Genomic DNA, 17,373 nt, shown 5'->3' with positions numbered 1-17,373 from the left:
GTCAGTCCTCCTCGCGGTTGGCCATGAACTTGGCGACGCTGATCGAGCCGAAGACCGCGAAGAGCGCGAGTCCGAGGGCGACGGGGAGGGTGGTGGCGTGCCGGTTGACCGCCATCTCGGCTCCGATCCCGCAGATGATCGTGGCGACCAGCACGTCGGCCGCGACCACGCGGTCGAGCACCGAGGGGCCGATGAGGATGCGCACCAGCGCGAGCAGGCACGCGATGCCGAACACGGGCACGAGGATCCAGACGAGCCAGTCGATCATCGGAGCACCCCCGCATCCACGCCGAGCGGCTGGTTCACGCGTGCGACGTCCTCCTTCGAGCCGATCGCGCGGACGATGCGCGCCTCGGTCCGGAGCACCGTGCGGCGCACCTCCTCGATCCGCTCGCCTTCGTCGTGGGTGACGCCGAGGACGTGCAGGTAGAGCACGTTCTGCTGCGGGTCGACGTCGATCACGAGCGAGCCGGGGACGAGCGACACCGCCTCGGTGGTCCAGACGAGCATGCCCTCGGAGCGGCTGCGCAGGTGAACCGCCACGATCGCGTTGTGCACAGGGACCGGCAGGGTGAGGATCTGCCACGACACGCGCACCGACGCGCTGGCGATGTCGAGCAGCAGGCGCAGGAGGAAGAGCAGCACGAACCACGGGTTGATGCGGTTCGAGAACTCGACGGGCGGGAGGTAGAAGACCCGGGTGATCAGCAGGGCGATCAGGAAGCCCGAGACGATCGAGAGCACCGAGACGTCGTCCCACAGCAGCACCCAGATGCCGACGAGGGTGACGAACATCGCGACGCGGTTCCAGATGTCCACGCGGCGGCGGGGGCTCATCGGGGGCCCTCCTCTCCGAAGGACGAGTCGCGGTACACGGTGGCGATGTAGGTCGACGGGTCGGCGATCTCGGCCGCGGCGTGCTCGCTCGCGTCGTAGAGCGGCCCGGCGCCGACGGTGAGCGCGATGCTCACGAGCACCATGCCGGCGGTCGCGAGCACCATCATGGGCGGCGAATGCCGGGTGCGGACGGTTCCCGTGTCGTGCGGATCCTCCTGCAGCTGGTCGATCAGCGGCGACTCGTAGCCGGGCACCTCCTCCTGGCGGCGCCAGAACGCCATGTTCCACACGCGGGCGACGGCGTAGAGGGTGAGCAGCGAGGTGACGGCGCCGGCGGCGATGACCGCCCAGATCAGCCACGAGGGCTGCTCCGTCGCCGACTCCGTGCCGGCGACGAACAGGCCGACCTTGCCGAGGAAGCCGGTGAACGGAGGGATGCCGCCGAGGTTCATCGCGGGGATGAAGTAGAGGAGCGCCAGCAGCGGCGAGGCCTTCAGCAGACCGCCCAGTCGCAGGATCGACGTCGTCCCTCCCACGCGCTCGATGAGCCCTGTCGCGAGGAACAGGGTGGTCTGCACCGTGATGTGGTGGATGACGTAGAAGATCGTCGCGGCGTAGCCCGCCTGCGACCCGATCGCGATGCCGAAGACCATGTAGCCGATGTGCGAGACCAGCGTGAACGAGAGCATGCGCTTGATGTCGGCCTGCGCGACCGCGCCGAGGATCCCGACGACGAGCGTCAGGAGGGAGACCACGAGCAGGACCGCGCTCAGGTCTCCTCCGGGGAACAGCAGCGTCTCGGTGCGGATCAGCGCGTAGACGCCGACCTTGGTGAGCAGGCCCGCGAACACCGCGGTGACCGGAGCGGGGGCGGTCGGGTACGAGTCGGGCAGCCAGAACGACAGCGGGAACACCGCCGCCTTGATGCCGAAGCCCAGCAGCAGCACCACGTGCAGAACGAGCTGCACATCGGCGGGCAGCTCGGCGATGCGGATCGAGAGCTGCGCCATGTTGACCGTGCCGGTCGCTCCGTAGAGCAGGCCGATCGCCGAGAGGAAGAACACGCTCGAGACCAGGCTCACGACCACGTAGGTCGTGCCCGCCCGGATGCGCGGCGCGGTGCCGCCCAGCGTGATCAGCACGTAGCTCGCGGCCAGCAGGATCTCGAAGCCGACGTAGAGGTTGAAGAGGTCGCCCGCCACGAAGGCGTTGAGGATGCCCGCCGAGAGGATCAGGTAGGTCGGGTGGAAGATCGTGACCGGTGTCTCGCGGTTGCCGTCGACCAGGCCCTGGCCCACCGAGAACAGCAGGACGCCCAGCAGCGTGATCGAGGTGATCACGAGCATCAGCGCGGCGAGCGGATCGACGACCAGCACGATGCCCCACGGCGGCTCCCAGCCGCCCACGTAGACGGCGCTGCCGCCGTCGTCGCCCGTCAGCACGAGAACGAGCAGCACGGAGGAGATCACGAGGACCGCCGACAGCGTCACGATGTTGACGAGGATCTGGGCGCGGCGGTGCCGGCCGAGGACGAGGGCGACCGCGGCTCCCAGCAGCGGCAGGGTGACGACGAGGGGGATCAGGACGTTCATCGATCCTCCTTCCTGTCGTCGCTCATCGAGCTCTCTCCGTGCCTGGCCGCCGTGCCCTCGTCGCTCGCCTCGAGCAGGTCGTCGAGGGCCTTGTCGTCGGCCGTGGTCTGCGCCGAGATGCCGGCGGCGTCGGCACGCACCGACGTGTCGGTCTCGTCGTCCTCCACCTGGTCGGCGTTCGCGAGGCGCCAGCGCCGGTAGATCATGGCGAGCAGGAACGCGGTGATGCCGAACGTGATCACGATCGCGGTCAGGATCAGCGCCTGGGGGAGCGGGTCGGCCATCCCCTCCGCGGTCTCCTCGTAGGTGCGGCCGTCGTTCACGAACGGAGCGAACCCCGACCGGCCCGCCATCAGCAGGATCAGGATGTTGGTCGCGTTGCCGATCAGGACGAAGCCGATCAGGATCCGGGTGAGGCTGCGCTCGAGCATCTGGTAGACGCCGGCGGCGTACATCACGGCCATCACGACCACGAGGACGAGGGTGGTGCTCATGCGCCGTCCCCCCGTCCCGGGCCGCCGACGACCGTGGATCCGGTGGGGAGCTTGGTCTCCAGGCCGTCGACCGTGCCGGCACCGGGGCCGGGGGTGCTGTCGGTCGAGTGGGTGACGCCGTCGCCCGAGGGCGAGCCCTCCTCGGCCTCCTCGCCGTGGCGGTCGACCTCGCCGCCGAGGCTGCGGAGGATGTCGAGCGCCAGGCCGATCACGATGAGGTAGACCCCGATGTCGAAGAGGGTGGACGTGCCCAGGTGCAGCTCGCCGAGGATCGGCACGTACAGGTCGAGCCAGCTCGACTCGAGCACCTCGAGTCCGAAGAAGAGCGAGGACACCGCGGTGCCGACGGCGAAGAGGAGCCCGAGTCCGAGCACCTTGCCCGCGTCGATCGGAGCGGCCTCGCCGAGCTCGAAGCGACCGCCCGCGAGGTACCGCGCGACCAGGGCGAGGCCGGCGAGCAGGCCGCCCGCGAAGCCTCCGCCCGGGGTGTTGTGGCCGGTGAAGAGCAGGTAGACCGAGACGATCATCGCGGGGTGGAACAGGAGGCGCACGAGCACCTCGAGCACGATCGAGCGGTTCTCGGGGCGGAGCGTGCGCCCGGCGACGAGCCAGGAGCCGCGGTCGCCATGGCCCGCGGACTGCTCGGACTGCGGGGCGGGGGCCGTGAGGTCGCTGGCGCGCTCGCGGCGGTCGCCGGCGCCCGGCTGCTCCAGGCGCGGGGCGCCTCCCGCGCGGCTCGAGAGGAAGATCAGGCTCGCGACTCCGGTGGCCACGACGACGAGGACCGAGATCTCGCCCATCGTGTCCCAGGCGCGGATGTCGACGAGCAGGACGTTGACGATGTTGCGCCCCTTGCCCTCCTCGTAGGCGAGGCGGGGCAGGTCGACCGAGATGGGAGTCGCGGTGCGGGCCCCGAGGGCGATGGTCGCGACGACCGCCATGACGGCTCCGACCGAGATGCCGATCACGGCGCGCAGGCGCTTGCGCATCGGCTGGTGCTTCGCGGCGATCCGGGTGGGGAGGCGGCGCAGCACGAGCACGAAGACGACCAGCGTCACCGTCTCGATGAGCGCCTGGGTCAGGGCGAGGTCGGGAGCGCCCTGGAGCGCGAAGAGCGCGACCATGCCGTAGCCCGTCGCTCCTGCCAGCAGCACGGCCGCGACGCGGTTGCGGGCGAGTGCGCAGAGGATCGCGGCGAGGATCATCACGGCGGCGACCGCCAGCTGGCCCGGGGTGTCCCAGAAGACGAGCTCGTCGGGCCAGGTGCGGTTGAACGCCGCGGCACCGCCGGCTCCGACGACGAAGACCGCGAAGATCACGGTGAGGTAGCGGGGGAGCGATCCGCGCTGGACGAACTCGGTCACCGTGCTGGCGACGCGGTCGAGCCAGCGCACCGTGGCCCAGTAGCCCTCGGCCGAGTCGATGCGGTTGGGCACCTTGGACTGGAGCCGGGCGACCGCGACGCGCTTCGCGAAGAGCAGGAGGCCGATCGCGATCACGAGGGCGCTCAGTGCGAGCGCCGGCTCGAAGCCGTGCCAGAGCGCCAGGTGGTAGCCGCCGTGGTCCGACTCCTCGGCCGCCGCGACCAGCTCCGCGTCCCCGTCGGGAGCGCCGAACGGGAGGGTGTCGGCGTAGACCGCGATCAGCGGGTCGAGCACCGACGCGGCGACGCCGAACACGACGCTCGCGGCGGCCAGGAGCACCGGGGGAGCCGTGAAGGTCCACGGCTCGGCGTGCAGGTTCGTGTCCTCCAGGCCCTTCTTCCGCGCGAAGGCGCCCCAGAAGAAGCGCGCCGAGTAGGCCACGGTGAGGATCGAGCCCAGGACGAGTCCGATCAGCGCCACCCAGGCCCAGGCCGAGCCCTGCTCGATCGCCGAGATCAGGCTCGTGAAGACGGCCTCCTTGGCGACGAAGCCGAGCAGCGGAGGGACTCCCGCCATCGAGAGCACGCCCAGCAGCGCGGCCCCCGCGAGCACCGGCGCCCGGCGGCCGAGGCCGCTGAGCTTGCGCAGATCACGGGTGCCTGCGCGGTGGTCGACGATGCCGACCACGAGGAAGAGGAGCGCCTTGAAGAGGGCGTGACCGACGAGCAGGGTGAGCCCGGCCAGCGCGGCGTCGCGCGAGCCGAAGCCGACCGCCACGGTCAGGAAGCCGAGCTGGCTGACGGTGCCGTAGGCGAGCACGAGCTTGAGGTCGTACTGGCGGAGCGAGCGCCAGCCGCCCACGAGCATGGTCCAGACGCCGACGCTCACCACGACCGGCAGCCAGACGGAGTCGTCGGCGAACCCGGGCGCGAGGCGGGCGACGAGGTAGATGCCCGCCTTCACCATCGCGGCGGCGTGCAGGTAGGCGCTGACCGGGGTGGGCGCGGCCATCGCGGCCGGCAGCCAGAAGTGGAAGGGGACGAGTGCCGACTTCGAGAAGGCGCCGAGCAGCACCAGCACCAGGGCGGTCGAGACGATCGGGCCGGACGGCGCCGCGGCGACGATCCCCGCGAGACTCGTGGTGCCCGACTCGACGATGAGGATCACGATGCCGACGAGCATCGCGAGACCGCCGAGCGTGGTCACGAGCAGGGCCTGGAGACCGGCTCCGCGGCTCTCCTTGCGACCGCTGTAGTGGCCGATCAGGAGGTAGGAGAGGACGCTCGTCGCCTCCCAGAAGACGAAGAGGATGATCACGTCGTCGGCGGTGACCAGCCCGTACATCACTCCGGCGAAGGCGGAGAGCAGGGCGGCGAAGCGGCCCAGCGACGGCTCGTCGCGCGAGAAGTAGGACGCGCAGTACGCCAGGACGAGGGCGCCGACTCCGCTGACCACGAGCGCCAGCACGACCGAGAGGGCGTCGAGGCGGAACGACAGCGCGATGTCGAGCGCGGGGATCCACGGCACGGTCTCGCGGATCTCGCCGCCGTCGAGGATCTTGGGGAGCGCGGTGGCGGTGGCGACGAAGGTGCCGGCGGGCACGAGTGCCAGGGCGTAGAAGGTCTTCGGGCCGAACCGGTCGACGATCCAGGGGGTCACGACGGCCAGGGCGAACGAGATCGCGAGGATGAGGAGCATCACATGTTCCTCCCAAGGTGTACCCAGCACAGTCGTAGGACCAGGGTATCCGAGGGGTGTGGCGCAGAACCTGAGTACGGCGAGGCTTGACGGGTCGCGTGGGCTCGGAGAAGCGCGGGGCTCCTGCCGTGCTGCGCTGCCGCGCCGTAGCGTGGAGCCATGGCCCGCTCCCTCCTCCCCGATCAGCTCTGCCGGATCCGCGTGCACGACGTCGCCTCCGGCGCGTCGTCGACCGTCTTCGAGTCGCGCACCCTGCTCGTCGAAGCGCCCAACTGGTCGCCCGACGGCTCGTTCCTCGTCGTCAACGGTGACGGCCTGCTGTTCCGGCTGCCACTCGAGGGTGCCGACGCGGGCACGCTGCAGTCGATCCCGCTCGACGGCGTGCCGGAGGAGCTCAACAACGACCACGTGCTCGCGCCCGGCGGCGGGCTCGCGTACGTGTCGGCGCGCGACGGTCACCTGTACGCGGTGGCGCTCGACGCGTCGGCGCCGGCGCGGCGGCTGACGGAGGAGGCGCCCGGAGCGCGCTTCAAGCACTACCTCCACGGGGTCTCACCCGGGGGCTCGACGCTCGCCCTGATCGGCGGCGGCGAGGACGCCTCCGGCCGCTGGGTCACGAACGTCTACACGATGCCCGCCGAGGGAGGCCCGCTCACCGCGCTGACCGCCGACGAGCACCCCGACGACGGGGTCGACTTCGACGGGACCGGCGAGGTCCTGTACTTCAACTCCGAGCGCGGCGGCGGTGGTCGGGCCCAGCTGTTCCGGATGCGGCTCGACGGCTCCGGGCTCGAGCGCGTCGTCGTCTCCGACACCGTCGACTGGTTCCCGCACGTGTCTCCCGACGGAGCGCTCCTGCTCTCGCTCGCGTACCCGGACGGCACTGCAGGCCACCCGGAGAACCTCCCGGTCGAGCTGCTCCTGCTGGACCTCGCGGGCCGGCCCCCCGGATCCGTCGAGCCCGGCCGCGTCGTCGAGCGCCTCTTCGGCGGGCAGGGGACGATCAACGTCGCCGGCTGGGCGCCCGACTCGTCCCGCTTCGCCTACGCCGACTACCCCCTGCCCGAGCACCTCTGAGAGCGGAGCGGGCTCGGCGCCTGAGTGCTTGCTCCACATGCGCCGGAGGGGGAGTGAGCGCCCCGCAGCCAGCGGGTTGAATCGGATCATGACGATCGACAGCGCCCCCACCGCCCACGACTCCTCCACCCGCGCACCGCTCGGCGACTCCGGCATCGAGGTCTTCCCGCTCTCGCTCGGCGGCAACGTCTTCGGCTGGACCGCGGGACGCCAGACCTCCTTCGACGTCCTCGACGGCTACGTGGCCGCGGGCGGGAACTTCATCGACACCGCCGACTCCTACTCGGCGTGGGTCCCCGGCAACAAGGGCGGCGAGTCCGAGACGATCATCGGCGAGTGGCTGAGCCGCCGCTCGGACCGCGACGACGTGGTCGTAGCGACGAAGGTCAGCCGCCACCCCGAGTTCCAAGGCCTCGCCCCCAACACCGTCCGCGCCGCCGCCCGCGCCTCGCTCGAGCGCCTGCGCACCGACCGCATCGACCTCTACTACGCCCACTTCGACGACGACGCGGTCGCGATGGAGGACATCGCCCGCGTCTTCTCGGAGCTCGTCGACGAGGGCCTGGTGCGCGCGATCGGCGTCTCGAACTTCAGCGCCGAGCGCATCGCTGAGTGGCTGCGCATCGCCGCCGCGGAGGGACTGCACGCGCCGGTCGCCCTGCAGCCGCACTACAACCTGGTCGAGCGCGGCATCGAGGCCGACCTGCTGCCGCTCGCCCGCGAGCACGGCCTGGCGGTCGTCCCCTACTACGCCCTCGCCTCCGGGTTCCTGACCGGCAAGTACCGCGACGGCACGACGTCCGACTCGCCGCGTGCCTCCGGAGCCGCGCAGTACCTCGACGACCGCGGTCGCCGGGTGCTCGGCGCTCTCGATGCGGTGGCGGAGGGGCACGGAGTCGAGGTCGCCACGGTCGCGCTGGCCTGGCTCCGCTCCCAGCCCGGCGTCGTCGCGCCGATCGCCAGCGCCCGGGTGATGGAGCAGCTCCCCGCCCTGGTCGCCTCCGCGACCCTCGTCCTCGGCGAGGCCGAGCTCGCCTCCCTCGACGCGGCGAGCCACTCCTAGGCGGGCGGGTCTCGAGACGCGCCCGCGGCACTACTCGACCAGCAGGTCTCTCTTGCGGATCGAGTAGCCCGCGCAGCGGGCGTATCGAGATCGCCGTCTCCCGGGGCGGCGGGTCCCGATCCGGCCGCTCCGCACCGCCCCACCCGCGGTCACCGCCCCTCCAGCGAGGTGCTATTGTCTAACGGTGCCAAATCGCGGGCACGCCCCGAGAGGGGCAGGCCCCCCGGGGCCGGAGCCCGCAGGTGCGCCCCCTTAGCTCATTGGTAGAGCACTTCCTTGGTAAGGAAGAGGTAGTGGGTCCGATTCCCACAGGGGGCTCCGTTCCCCGCAGGTCGAGCCTGCGAAGAACGCGCGGCGGGGTAGCTCAGGTGGTTAGAGCACACGGCTCATAATCGTGGTGTCGCGGGTTCAAGTCCCGCTCCCGCTACGTTCCGGAAGAACCCCGGCTCCTCGTGAGCCGGGGTTCTTCTGCGTCCGGCCGCCGTCAGACGGCGCAGCCCGCGAAGAGCACGTCGTCCGAGGCGACCAGGTCCTCCAGCCGCAGCAGCCGCTCCAGGTCGTGACCGGCCGTCAGAGCGTTCGCCCGCTCGCCGTCCGTCTGCGGCGCGAGCCGCCCCTCCATCACGCCGCCCAGCGCGCGCACGGCGCACGCCGCGACGACGCCCTCCGGCGTCCCCCCGATGCCGAGAACCAGATCGACCGCGCCGTCGGGGTCGGCCGCCTCGATCGCGACCGACACGTCGCCTTCGCCGCGCAGCGACAGCGCGACTCCGACGCCCCGGAGCTCGGCGATCAGGGCGACGTGCCGCGGCTTGTCGAGCACCGCGACCACGAGCTCCTCCACAGGCCTGCCCAGTGCCCCCGCCAGCGCCCGCGCGTTGTCGCCGGGGGAGCGGTCGAGCGAGACGACTCCCGCACCCGCCGCCGAGCAGACCAGCTTGTCCATGTAGAAGACGTCGCGCGGATCGAAGAGCGTGCCCCGCGGCGCCAGCGCGATCACGCAGACCGACCCGGGCAGCCCCTCGGCGGTCAGCCGGGTGCCGTCGAGCGGATCGACCGCCACGTCGCACGAGGGAGAGGTCGCGCGGCCGAGGCGCTCGCCGTTCGCGAGCATCGGCGCCTCGTCCTTCTCGCCCTCACCGATCACCACGACCCCGTCGAACGGAGCATCGGTGAGCACCTCCCGCATCGCCGCGACGGCGGCGGCGTCGGCCGCGACCTTGTCGCCGCGTCCGTGCCAGGCCCTGGCCGCTTCCGCCGCCGCCCGCACACTGTCGGCGATCGCGTAGCGCAGCTCCAGGGAGTAGGCGTCCGACGCGATCAGCCGCACGTCGCTCATGCGCGGGCCGGCTGCGCCGTCGCGGTGCGCACGAGGCGCTCGAGCGTGCGCAGCCCGTCCGAGGACAGCACCGACTCCAGGTGGCCCTGCACCGACGCGACGTGCTCGCCGCGGAGCGCGTCGACCACTCCGCTGACCGGGTCGCCCGACACCTCGAGATCGAGCAGCGGGGTGCGCTCGACACCCGATCCCGCCACCGACGAGAAGGTGTTGTAGAAGCCGATCGCCGCCTCCTCGCCGAAGACGTCGACGGCGAGGCGCACGCCCTGCCGCGGAGCGGGCAGAGGCTCGACCGGCAGTCCGGCGAGCAGCGAGAGCATCTGGTGGCTGAGGCAGACGGCGAGCATCGGCCGCTCCGACTCGAGCCGCTCGGTCATCAGCTCCCGGAGTCGCGCGATGCGCGGCTCGGACCCGTCGCGCGGATCGCCGGGGCCGGGCCCGAACACCACGAGGTCGTCCGTGAGCACGTCCTCCACGCTCGACCAGCGCTCGACCCGGGCATCCATGCCGAGGTGCCGCAGCTGGTGCGCGAGCATCGTCGTGAACTGGTCCTCGTTGTCCACGATCAGTGCGGTGTGGCCGTCGAGCCCGGCGATGTGCTCGGGCGCCTGGGGCCGGAGCCAGAACGACGCGAGGCGCTCGTTGCGCGCCTCGAGCGCCTCGGCGACTCCGGGCTGCGCGTTGAGGTCGACGGCCGGCGGGACCGCCCGGCCCGGCAGGAGCCCGAGCGCCGACAGCACGCCCGACGCCTTGGCGCGCGTCTCGGCGACCTCCCCCTCCGGGGTCGAGTGGCGCACGAGGGTCGCGCCCGCGGGCACGGTGAGGCGCCCGTCGGGGCGGAGGTAGGCGGTGCGGATCAGGATCGGGGCGTCGACCGTGTAGCCGTGCTCCTCGGGCTCGAAGAGGGCGAGGACCCCGGAGTAGTAGCCGCGCGGCTCCTTCTCGTACTCGGCGATGACGGCGCAGGCGTTCTCCATCGGAGAGCCGGTGACGGTGGGCGCGAACATCGTCAGGCGCAGCACCTCGCGGACGTCGAGGTCGGTGCGCCCCTCGAGGAGGTACTCGGTGTGGCTGAGCCGCGACATCTGCTTGAGGAAGGGGCCGAGGATGCGGCCGCCGTTCGGGCAGACCGCGCTCATCATCTTCATCTCCTCGTCCACGACCATGAAGAGCTCCTCGCTCTCCTTCACGTCGGCGAGGAATGCGAGCACCTCCTCGCCCGTGGGCCCGGCGGCCGGGTGGCGGAACGTGCCGCTGATGGGGTTCATCATCGCGACGCCGTCGCGCACCGAGACGTGCCGCTCGGGGGTCGCTCCGACCGCGGTCACGGTCTGGGCGCCGTCGACGCCGGGTGTGTGGATCGCGAAGGTCCAGTAGGCGCCCGACTCGTCGGTCAGCAGCCGGCGGAACCAGGCCAGCACCGCCTCGACCGGGGGAGCGTCGGTGTGGGCGACGAACGCGCGGTTGATGACGAAGTTCGCGCCCTCCCCGCGGCCGATCTCGTTCTCGATCACGCGCCGCACGATGTCGGCGTACTCCTCGTCGGGCACGTCGAACCCGCGCTCCTCGACCGGGATCTCGCGCTCGGGCAGCAGACGGAGCACCTCCTCCAAAGGCACGCTCTCGCGCTCGCGGACGATCAGGTTGCGCAGCGGCGCTCCGTCGTCCTTCGCGGCGAACCCGCGCTCGCGCACCTGGCGGTAGGGGACGAGGGTGAGGACGTCCTCACCGTTCAGCGGGATGTCGGCGAGCCCCTCGACGTCGACGACGTCGCCGGTGAAGACGTCCACCTCGGACCGGCCCTGCCGGAGCACGACGGCGAACGGCAGCGTTCCGTCGGAGGAGAGGATGCGGGAGAGGAGCGAGGTCATCGTGGTCCTTGGTTCGGGGTGTCCCTCACCCGGGCCCTGACATGCAGAACGACCGCCCGGATGAGGCGGTCGTGTGCGAGGGGTTCGCGCGTCGGTCCGCCTAGGAGGCGGGCCACCAGGGGCTTCGAGTCGACGTGCGCACGGGGGGAGTCTAGGGGACGCCCGCCCGGGCGGCCAAGCGGATCAGGGGGTCGCGGACGCAGCGACGCGCTCGGTCGTCTCGCCCCGGAGGGTCCGCAGCAGGAGCGTCGCCCCCGCGGTCGCAGCGGGGGTGGCGATGACCGCGCCGCCCGGGACGAGGAACGCGAGGTAGACGGCGATCCCGAAGCCGAGCGACACGGCCCGGCGCTCGCCGAGGAGCCGTCGCCGTTCGCCGAGGGCCATGCCGCGGGCGTCGCCGGCGAAGCCCGTGAGCTCGAGGGCGAGCGCGCGACCGCCGACGAGGGCGCCCGCGACGAGGCCGATCACCTGGCCGACGATCGGGATCACGCCCAGCAGCACCAGCACGATCCCGATGCCCAGCGACGTCGCGATGAGCACGGCGGAGTCGCGCAGCGAGCGGGCGAGTCCCGCCCAGAATCCGGATTCCCGCTCGTCGGGCACCCCGCCGAGCTCGTCCTCGACGCCGCGCCAGATCCGCTCGTAGAACGGATCGCCCACCAGCAGGGTGACCGCCGCGAACACCACGACCCCGAGGGCGACGAGGGCGCCGACCGCCGCGATCGAGATGGCCAGTCGTGCGTTCGACGCCCACGTGTCGCTCCATCCGTCGGCGAACGGGGTCAGCGCGGTGACGACGTCGCCCACGCGGGTCACGACGAGCACGAGCAGGCCGAGGAACACGAGGCCCACGATCAGCGGTGGGATCGCCCCCAGCAGCATCGCGCGGGGCGAGCGCACCCAGGCGCCGAAGCCGCGGAGGAAGAGGCGGGCGCCGAGGGCGAGTTCGCGCAGGACCGTCATGCCCCGATCCTCGCAGCTGCGGGCGGACGGGCGGAGGTGAGCGGAGCGCCGCGCGCGCCGCACCCGTCGCTCCTCGCGCCGGATCCCGAAAGGCCCCACTCCGGTATGGGAAGCTGTCGACTCTCCTCCACAGAGGGGGAGGGGTCGGAGGCTGTCCACACCCGCGACGGGACGCGGTCGAGGGCCCTCCTCGATGTCGGTGCCGACTGGTGTGCTGTGCGCCTCGAGCGATTGGTGCGGAACATGGACGGACGACAGGACGGCGGGCTCGACCACGGGTGCCCGATGTGGTGCGCGGGCGAGCACGACGAGGTGGGAGGGCGGACGCGGCGGCTGCACCGCTCCGAGGGGCGCAGTGTGCCGGTCGTGCGGTGGCGGCCCGAGGTCTCCGCCGACGAGCCCGAGGCGCTCGTCGTGCACGTCTCGGTCTGCCGTCCTGGCGACGACGGCGAGGAGCGGCTCCGGATCGAGTCCGACGCGCTCGGCGCACTCGATCTCGATCTCAGCGGAGCCGCCCGCCTCGTCCGGGCGGTCGAGCGGGCGCTCCTGCTACGAGGAGTCGCGGGATGAGACGCGGGGAGGATTCGGCGGGAGCAGGTCCGCCAGTTCGACGTCCAGCGCCTCGCAGAGCGCGAAGAGGGTCTTCAGCTGCGGGTTCGCGGGGGAGCCGGGCTTCGACTCCCCCTTCTCGAACTTCTGGTAGGTGTAGCCCGCGAGTCCGGCGGCGTGGGCGACGCGCTCCTGGCTCTCGTTCTTGGCCATGCGCGCGCGGTGGAGGTTGGTGCCGAGCTCGCGGGCGTACTCGGCCCAGTCGCGCTCGGGGAGGGGTGTCGACATGCTGGCCAGCTTCCGAGAAGAATGCGCGCGGGTCACCCATACCGGCATGGGAAATTGCGGATGGTCATACGCGCGTGCCACCCGGGCGAGGGGAGGCCGCTGACCCGAGAGGGGCACCGCGTACACTGACCGGGTGCCCGTGAACCCCGAACTGACCGGCCGCGCCTTCGCGCCCACCGCCGTCTACCAGGTGGGTCGAGAGAAGGTCCGCGAATTCGCGCGCGCCGTGCTCGCCACCTCTCCGCTCCACCACGACCCCGAGGCCGCGCGCCGCGCCGGGTACGCCGATGTGATCGCCCCGCCGACGTTCGCCGTCGTGCTGCAGGAGCTCACCGTCTCGCAGGTGCTGGCCGAGCCCGACTCCGGGATCGACTTCAGCCGGGTCGTCCACGGCGACCAGCGCTTCGTGCACTCCCGCCCCATCGTCGCCGGCGACGAGCTCGTGGCCGTGCTGAGCGTCTCGAGCGTCAAGCAGCTCGGTCCGCACTCCATGGTGACGATGGAGTCCGCCGTCACCGACAGCGACGGCGCGCACGTCGTCACCGCCGTGTCCACCCTCGTCGTCAGGGGAGACGAATGAGCACCGAGTCCGCCGCCGTGTCCACCGGGGAGCCGCTCGCGCCGCTCCCCGTCCTCGCCGAGCTCCAGCAGGGCCAGGTCCTCGCCGAGCGCCGTCTGCACTTCGAGCGCGACACCCTCGTGCGCTACGCGGGTGCGTCGGGCGACTTCAACCCGATCCACTACCGCGAGGACGTCGCCGCCGAGGTCGGGCTCCCCGGCGTCCTCGCGCACGGGATGCTCACCATGGGCACCGCGGTCCAGGTCGTCGTCGACTGGGTCGGCGATCCCGGCCGCATCCTCGACTACCAGGTCCGCTTCACCCGTCCCGTCGTCGTCGACCCCCGCGAGGGCGCCGACGTCGACGTGGTCGCGAAGGTCGGAGCGATCGACGCCGAGGCCGGCTGGGTGAGGGTCGATCTGGTGGTCTCGGTCGCCGGCCAGGCCGTGCTGGGCAAGGCCCAGGCGCGCGTCCGACTCGTCTGACCCGGTGCCGATGACGCCGCCGTCCCTCTCCACGCTGACCACCCTGCGCGTCGGCGGCGCTCCCGAGCGCTACTTCGAGCCCGCCACCGCGACCGAGCTGGTCTCGGTGCTGCAGGAGCTGTGGGCCGACGACGAGCCCTGGCTGCTGCTGGGAGGGGGGTCGAACCTCCTCATCGGCGACGATGGGGTCGAGGGCGCGGTCGTCCGCGTCCGCACGACGGGAGTCGAGCGGCTGGACTCGGACCGGCCCGGCTCCGTGCACCTGCGCGTCCAGGCGGGCGAGTCGTGGGACGGGCTGGTCGCGACCACCGTCCGGAACGGCTGGACCGGATTGGAGGCCCTCAGCGGGATCCCCGGGACCGTCGGAGCCTCGCCCGTGCAGAACATCGGCGCGTACGGCCAGGAGCTCAGCGACACGCTCGTCGCCGTCGACTTCCTCGACGAGGGCGCCCGCGAGCCCGTGCGCCTCACCGGGGCCGAGCTCGAGCTCGGCTACCGCACCTCGGTCCTCAAGCAGGGCCGTCGCGGCGCGGTCCTCGCCGTCGAGTTCGCCCTCGAGGAGACGGAGGGGGTCGGCGCCCCGATCGCGTACGCGCAGCTCGCCTCGGCACTCGGTGTCGAGCTGGGGGACCGGGTCCCCGTCGACCGCGTGCGCGAGACGGTGCTCCGGCTGCGCGCCTCCAAGGGCATGGTGCTCGACGCCGACGACCCCGACACCGCCAGCGCGGGGTCCTTCTTCACGAACCCGATCGTCACGAGCGCCGCTGCCGCCGGGCTGCCGCCGACCGCACCGCGCTGGCCGGTCGAGCCGGCCGCCGAGGCCGATGTCGTCACTCCGCTCGACTCGGTCGCCGCGGGCGCGCCGATCGGTCTGCCCGCGCCCTCGGCTCCCGACGCCCTCGTCAAGCTCAGCGCCGCCTGGCTGATCGAGCACTCCGGAGTCTCGCGCGGTTTCGCCCTGCCGGGCTCGCGAGCGGCCGTGTCGAGCAAGCACACCCTCGCGCTGACCAACCGCGGCGGCGCCCGCGCCGAGGAGGTCGCGGAGCTCGCCCGCTACGTCCAGGGCCGCGTGCTCTCGGAGTTCGGCGTGCTGCTGCACCCCGAGCCCGTGGTCGTCGGCACCGCGGTCTGAGGCGGCGCGGCCGTCCCGTGCTGGTCGGGTAGCCGCGGAGCGGCGTATCGAGACCCGCGATGGCAGGCTGGGGCGGATCTCGATACGCGGCCGCTGCTCGATCAGTGAGGGCCGCCGCCCTATCCGGTCAGGCGTCGCGGCGGATCCAGCGGAACGTCAGGCGGCTCGCGAGGAGCCCGAGGACGAGCCAGACGGCGAGCACGATGGCCACGCCGCCGAGATCCCAGGCGCCGTCGACCTCGAGCTGCTCGAAGTCGGCGGGAAGGAACACGGCGCGCATGCCCTGGGCGATCCACTTCAGCGGGAACACGCTCGCGATGTTCTGCAGCCAGTCGGGCAGCGTGGTGAACGACAGGTACGAGCCCGAGATGAACTGCAGGACCAGCAGCGGCGGCACGATCACCGCGGTCGCGCTCTTGCCGGACCGGGGGAGCGCCGAGACCGCGATGCCGAGGATCGCGGAGGTCGCGACTCCGGCGAGGTAGATCCACGTGAAGGTCGCCCAGCGCCCGCCGTCGGTCGGGAGCTCGACCGAGAAGGCCGTGGCGGCGACGACCAGCAGCAGCGCCGTCTGCGCGACGCTCGTGACCAGCACCTGGCCGAACTTCCCGAGGAAGTAGCTCAGCACGGGCAGCGGGGCGCCGGCGAGGCGCTTCAGCGTGCCGTCGCTCCGCTCCACCGCGATGTCGACGCCGAGGTTCTGCACGCCCGAGAGCAGGATTCCCGCGGCGACCAGCCCGGGCACGTAGTACTCGGCCATGGTGATGCCCGGATCCTGCGGGTTCGCCTGCATGATCGCGTTCTCGCCGAACGCGACCGAGAAGATCGTGAGCAGCAGCACCGGGAAGAGGAAGGTGAAGAACACCTGGTCGGGTGCCCGGAAGTAGGAGCGGACCTCGTAGCGGGCGCGGGCGGCGCCCAGGCGCAGGGTGCGGCCCGGTCCGGTGCGCAGGCGGGTGCGGGGCCGGGCCTGGGTGATCGCGCTCATGCCGGCTCTCCGATCATGTCGAGGGCGATGCCGCCGTCGCTCGCCCGGTCGTCCCGGATGAGGTCGAGGTAGATGTCCTCGAGGCTGGGCCGCTGGACCTCGAGAGCCGGCGGCTCGCCGAGACGCGCCGAGAGCTCGGCGACGAAGCGGGTCGGCTCGCTCGTGCGGACGCGGTGGAGCACGCCGTCCTCCTCCCACTGCACGATGGGCACCCGCGCCTCGTCGCCGCCGATCTCGCCGATCGGGCCGATGGCCAGGAGCCGTCCGCCGGCGATGACCGCGGCCCGGTCGCCGAGACGGGCGGCCTCGTCGAGGTAGTGGGTGGTGAGGAGGATCGTGGTGCCCTCGCTCTTCAGGAGCGCGACGAGCTCCCAGAACGAGTGCCGCGCCTCCGGGTCGAAGCCCGTGGTGGGCTCGTCGAGGAACACCAGTTCGGGACGCCCGATGATGCCCAGGGCGACGTCGACCCTGCGGCGCTGACCGCCCGAGAGCTTGCCGATGCGCGAGCGCGCCTTCGATGTGAGGCCGACGGCCTCGATGGTCTCGTCGACGTCGCGCGGACGCGGGTAGAGGCCGGCGAAGTGCGCGATCTGCTCGCGGACCGTCGCGTTGCCGGACTCTCCGCTGGACTGCAGCACGATGCCGAGCCGGGACTTCCAGGCGAGGTCGCCGTGGCGCGGGTCGACTCCGAGCACCGAGGCCTCGCCGCCGGAGCGGTCGCGGTAGCCCTCGAGGATCTCGATCGTCGTCGACTTGCCTGCGCCGTTGGGTCCGAGCAGGGCGAACGTCTCTCCGCGGTGGATGTCGAACGAGATGCCGGTCAGTGCCGGCGCGCCACCGTAGTCCTTCCGCAGATCTCGGACTCGGACTGCTGCGTCAGGGCTCATCGCACCAGCGTGCCCTGTCCCGGCCCCCATTGACAGCTCTGCACCCTTTTCGCCACCCCCTCTTGCGATTTCCCCCCTCGTCCCCCACCTCTGGCACTCCCGAGCGCTGGAAGCGGCGGCCACCGGCTCGCCGACACGGCCGAGCCGGACCGGTGATCCGCGTGCGAGCGGATCGCCGTAGGCGGAC

At 72.0% G+C, this 17,373-nt stretch carries 17 protein-coding genes and 2 tRNA genes; 8 read left to right on the top strand and 11 right to left on the bottom strand.

Translation table 11 applies throughout. The features are described from left to right. Position 1: 1 nt before the first annotated feature. Genes ASF46_RS13545 through ASF46_RS13525 form a run of 5 tightly spaced genes read right to left on the bottom strand, consistent with a single transcriptional unit; the run spans position 2 to position 5,985 of the window. Positions 2-268 (bottom strand): monovalent cation/H+ antiporter complex subunit F, encoded by a 267-nt coding sequence (locus ASF46_RS13545; RefSeq protein WP_055790560.1) that lies wholly within the window; start codon positions 266-268, stop codon positions 2-4. Beyond that, positions 265-837, bottom strand: a complete 573-nt coding sequence (locus ASF46_RS13540) for a Na+/H+ antiporter subunit E (RefSeq protein ID WP_056868059.1) — start codon at positions 835-837, stop codon at positions 265-267. The genes ASF46_RS13545 and ASF46_RS13540 overlap by 4 nt, the downstream gene beginning before the upstream one ends. Then, entirely contained in the window at positions 834-2,429 is a 1,596-nt protein-coding gene (locus ASF46_RS13535) for a Na+/H+ antiporter subunit D (protein ID WP_056868058.1), read from the bottom strand. The genes ASF46_RS13540 and ASF46_RS13535 overlap by 4 nt, the downstream gene beginning before the upstream one ends. Continuing rightward, positions 2,426-2,923 carry a Na(+)/H(+) antiporter subunit C gene (locus ASF46_RS13530; RefSeq protein ID WP_056868057.1) on the bottom strand — a complete coding sequence of 166 codons (498 nt, stop codon included), beginning with the start codon at positions 2,921-2,923 and terminating at the stop codon, positions 2,426-2,428. Before ASF46_RS13530 ends, ASF46_RS13535 begins: the two co-directional genes overlap by 4 nt. Next, on the bottom strand, positions 2,920-5,985 hold the full coding sequence (locus ASF46_RS13525) for a Na+/H+ antiporter subunit A (protein ID WP_056868056.1): 3,066 nt from the start codon (positions 5,983-5,985) through the stop codon (positions 2,920-2,922). Before ASF46_RS13525 ends, ASF46_RS13530 begins: the two co-directional genes overlap by 4 nt. A gap of 159 nt (positions 5,986-6,144) precedes the next feature. Between ASF46_RS13525 and ASF46_RS13520 the strand changes: the two genes are divergently transcribed. The 4 genes from ASF46_RS13520 (at position 6,145) to ASF46_RS13505 (ending at position 8,552) form a co-directional block, all read left to right on the top strand. Beyond that, complete coding sequence (locus ASF46_RS13520; protein WP_056868055.1) at positions 6,145-7,062, top strand: TolB family protein; 918 nt, start codon at positions 6,145-6,147, stop codon at positions 7,060-7,062. Between the two features lie 88 nt (positions 7,063-7,150). After that, positions 7,151-8,125, top strand: coding sequence for an aldo/keto reductase (locus ASF46_RS13515; protein WP_056868054.1), 975 nt, complete (start codon positions 7,151-7,153; stop codon positions 8,123-8,125). Positions 8,126-8,371: 246 nt separating this feature from the next. Next, positions 8,372-8,443 (top strand) — tRNA-Thr (locus ASF46_RS13510). Positions 8,444-8,478: 35 nt separating this feature from the next. Continuing rightward, positions 8,479-8,552, top strand: a tRNA-Met gene (locus ASF46_RS13505). Between the two features lie 57 nt (positions 8,553-8,609). On the opposite strand, the gene ASF46_RS13500 is transcribed toward ASF46_RS13505, so the two are convergent. From ASF46_RS13500 to ASF46_RS13490, 3 genes are all read right to left on the bottom strand, one after another. Continuing rightward, positions 8,610-9,464 (bottom strand): fructose-bisphosphatase class II family protein, encoded by an 855-nt coding sequence (locus tag ASF46_RS13500; RefSeq protein ID WP_056868053.1) that lies wholly within the window; start codon positions 9,462-9,464, stop codon positions 8,610-8,612. Next, complete coding sequence (locus tag ASF46_RS13495; protein WP_056868052.1) at positions 9,461-11,335, bottom strand: anthranilate synthase family protein; 1,875 nt, start codon at positions 11,333-11,335, stop codon at positions 9,461-9,463. Before ASF46_RS13495 ends, ASF46_RS13500 begins: the two co-directional genes overlap by 4 nt. Before the next feature lie 183 nt (positions 11,336-11,518). Continuing rightward, positions 11,519-12,298: an EI24 domain-containing protein gene (locus ASF46_RS13490; RefSeq protein WP_056868051.1), complete on the bottom strand. Its 780-nt coding sequence runs from the start codon at positions 12,296-12,298 to the stop codon at positions 11,519-11,521. A gap of 243 nt (positions 12,299-12,541) precedes the next feature. Here ASF46_RS13490 and ASF46_RS13485 point away from each other — a divergent pair, with 243 nt between their 5' ends. Next, positions 12,542-12,868, top strand: a complete 327-nt coding sequence (locus tag ASF46_RS13485) for a DUF6907 domain-containing protein (RefSeq protein ID WP_157602520.1) — start codon at positions 12,542-12,544, stop codon at positions 12,866-12,868. Here the strand turns inward: ASF46_RS13485 and ASF46_RS13480 are convergent. Next, positions 12,848-13,135, bottom strand: coding sequence for a helix-turn-helix domain-containing protein (locus ASF46_RS13480; RefSeq protein ID WP_056868049.1), 288 nt, complete (start codon positions 13,133-13,135; stop codon positions 12,848-12,850). The two genes, ASF46_RS13485 and ASF46_RS13480, sit on opposite strands and share 21 nt — an antisense overlap. Before the next feature lie 133 nt (positions 13,136-13,268). On the opposite strand from ASF46_RS13480, the gene ASF46_RS13475 reads away from it, so the two are divergent. From ASF46_RS13475 to ASF46_RS13465, 3 genes are read left to right on the top strand one after another with little or no spacing between them, the layout of a single operon-like run. Further along, the gene (locus ASF46_RS13475; protein WP_082481220.1) at positions 13,269-13,715 is read left to right on the top strand and encodes an FAS1-like dehydratase domain-containing protein; all 447 of its coding nucleotides are present in this window, start codon (positions 13,269-13,271) and stop codon (positions 13,713-13,715) included. Beyond that, positions 13,712-14,179: a MaoC/PaaZ C-terminal domain-containing protein gene (locus ASF46_RS13470; protein ID WP_082485493.1), complete on the top strand. Its 468-nt coding sequence runs from the start codon at positions 13,712-13,714 to the stop codon at positions 14,177-14,179. Before ASF46_RS13475 ends, ASF46_RS13470 begins: the two co-directional genes overlap by 4 nt. A gap of 10 nt (positions 14,180-14,189) precedes the next feature. Next, positions 14,190-15,311, top strand: coding sequence for a UDP-N-acetylmuramate dehydrogenase (locus ASF46_RS13465; protein WP_056868048.1), 1,122 nt, complete (start codon positions 14,190-14,192; stop codon positions 15,309-15,311). Between the two features lie 127 nt (positions 15,312-15,438). Here ASF46_RS13465 and ASF46_RS13460 read toward each other — a convergent pair whose 3' ends face one another. After that, positions 15,439-16,299 (bottom strand): ABC transporter permease, encoded by an 861-nt coding sequence (locus ASF46_RS13460; RefSeq protein WP_056868047.1) that lies wholly within the window; start codon positions 16,297-16,299, stop codon positions 15,439-15,441. Further along, the gene (locus ASF46_RS13455) at positions 16,296-17,186 is read right to left on the bottom strand and encodes an ABC transporter ATP-binding protein (RefSeq protein ID WP_056868046.1); all 891 of its coding nucleotides are present in this window, start codon (positions 17,184-17,186) and stop codon (positions 16,296-16,298) included. Before ASF46_RS13455 ends, ASF46_RS13460 begins: the two co-directional genes overlap by 4 nt. Positions 17,187-17,373: the final 187 nt, after the last annotated feature.

This window comes from Rathayibacter sp. Leaf296, assembly GCF_001423045.1.
GTDB classification, from domain to species: domain Bacteria; phylum Actinomycetota; class Actinomycetes; order Actinomycetales; family Microbacteriaceae; genus Rathayibacter; species Rathayibacter caricis.
Note: the sequence above shows the minus strand (reverse complement) of the source record. Positions and strands in the feature narration are given on the sequence as shown.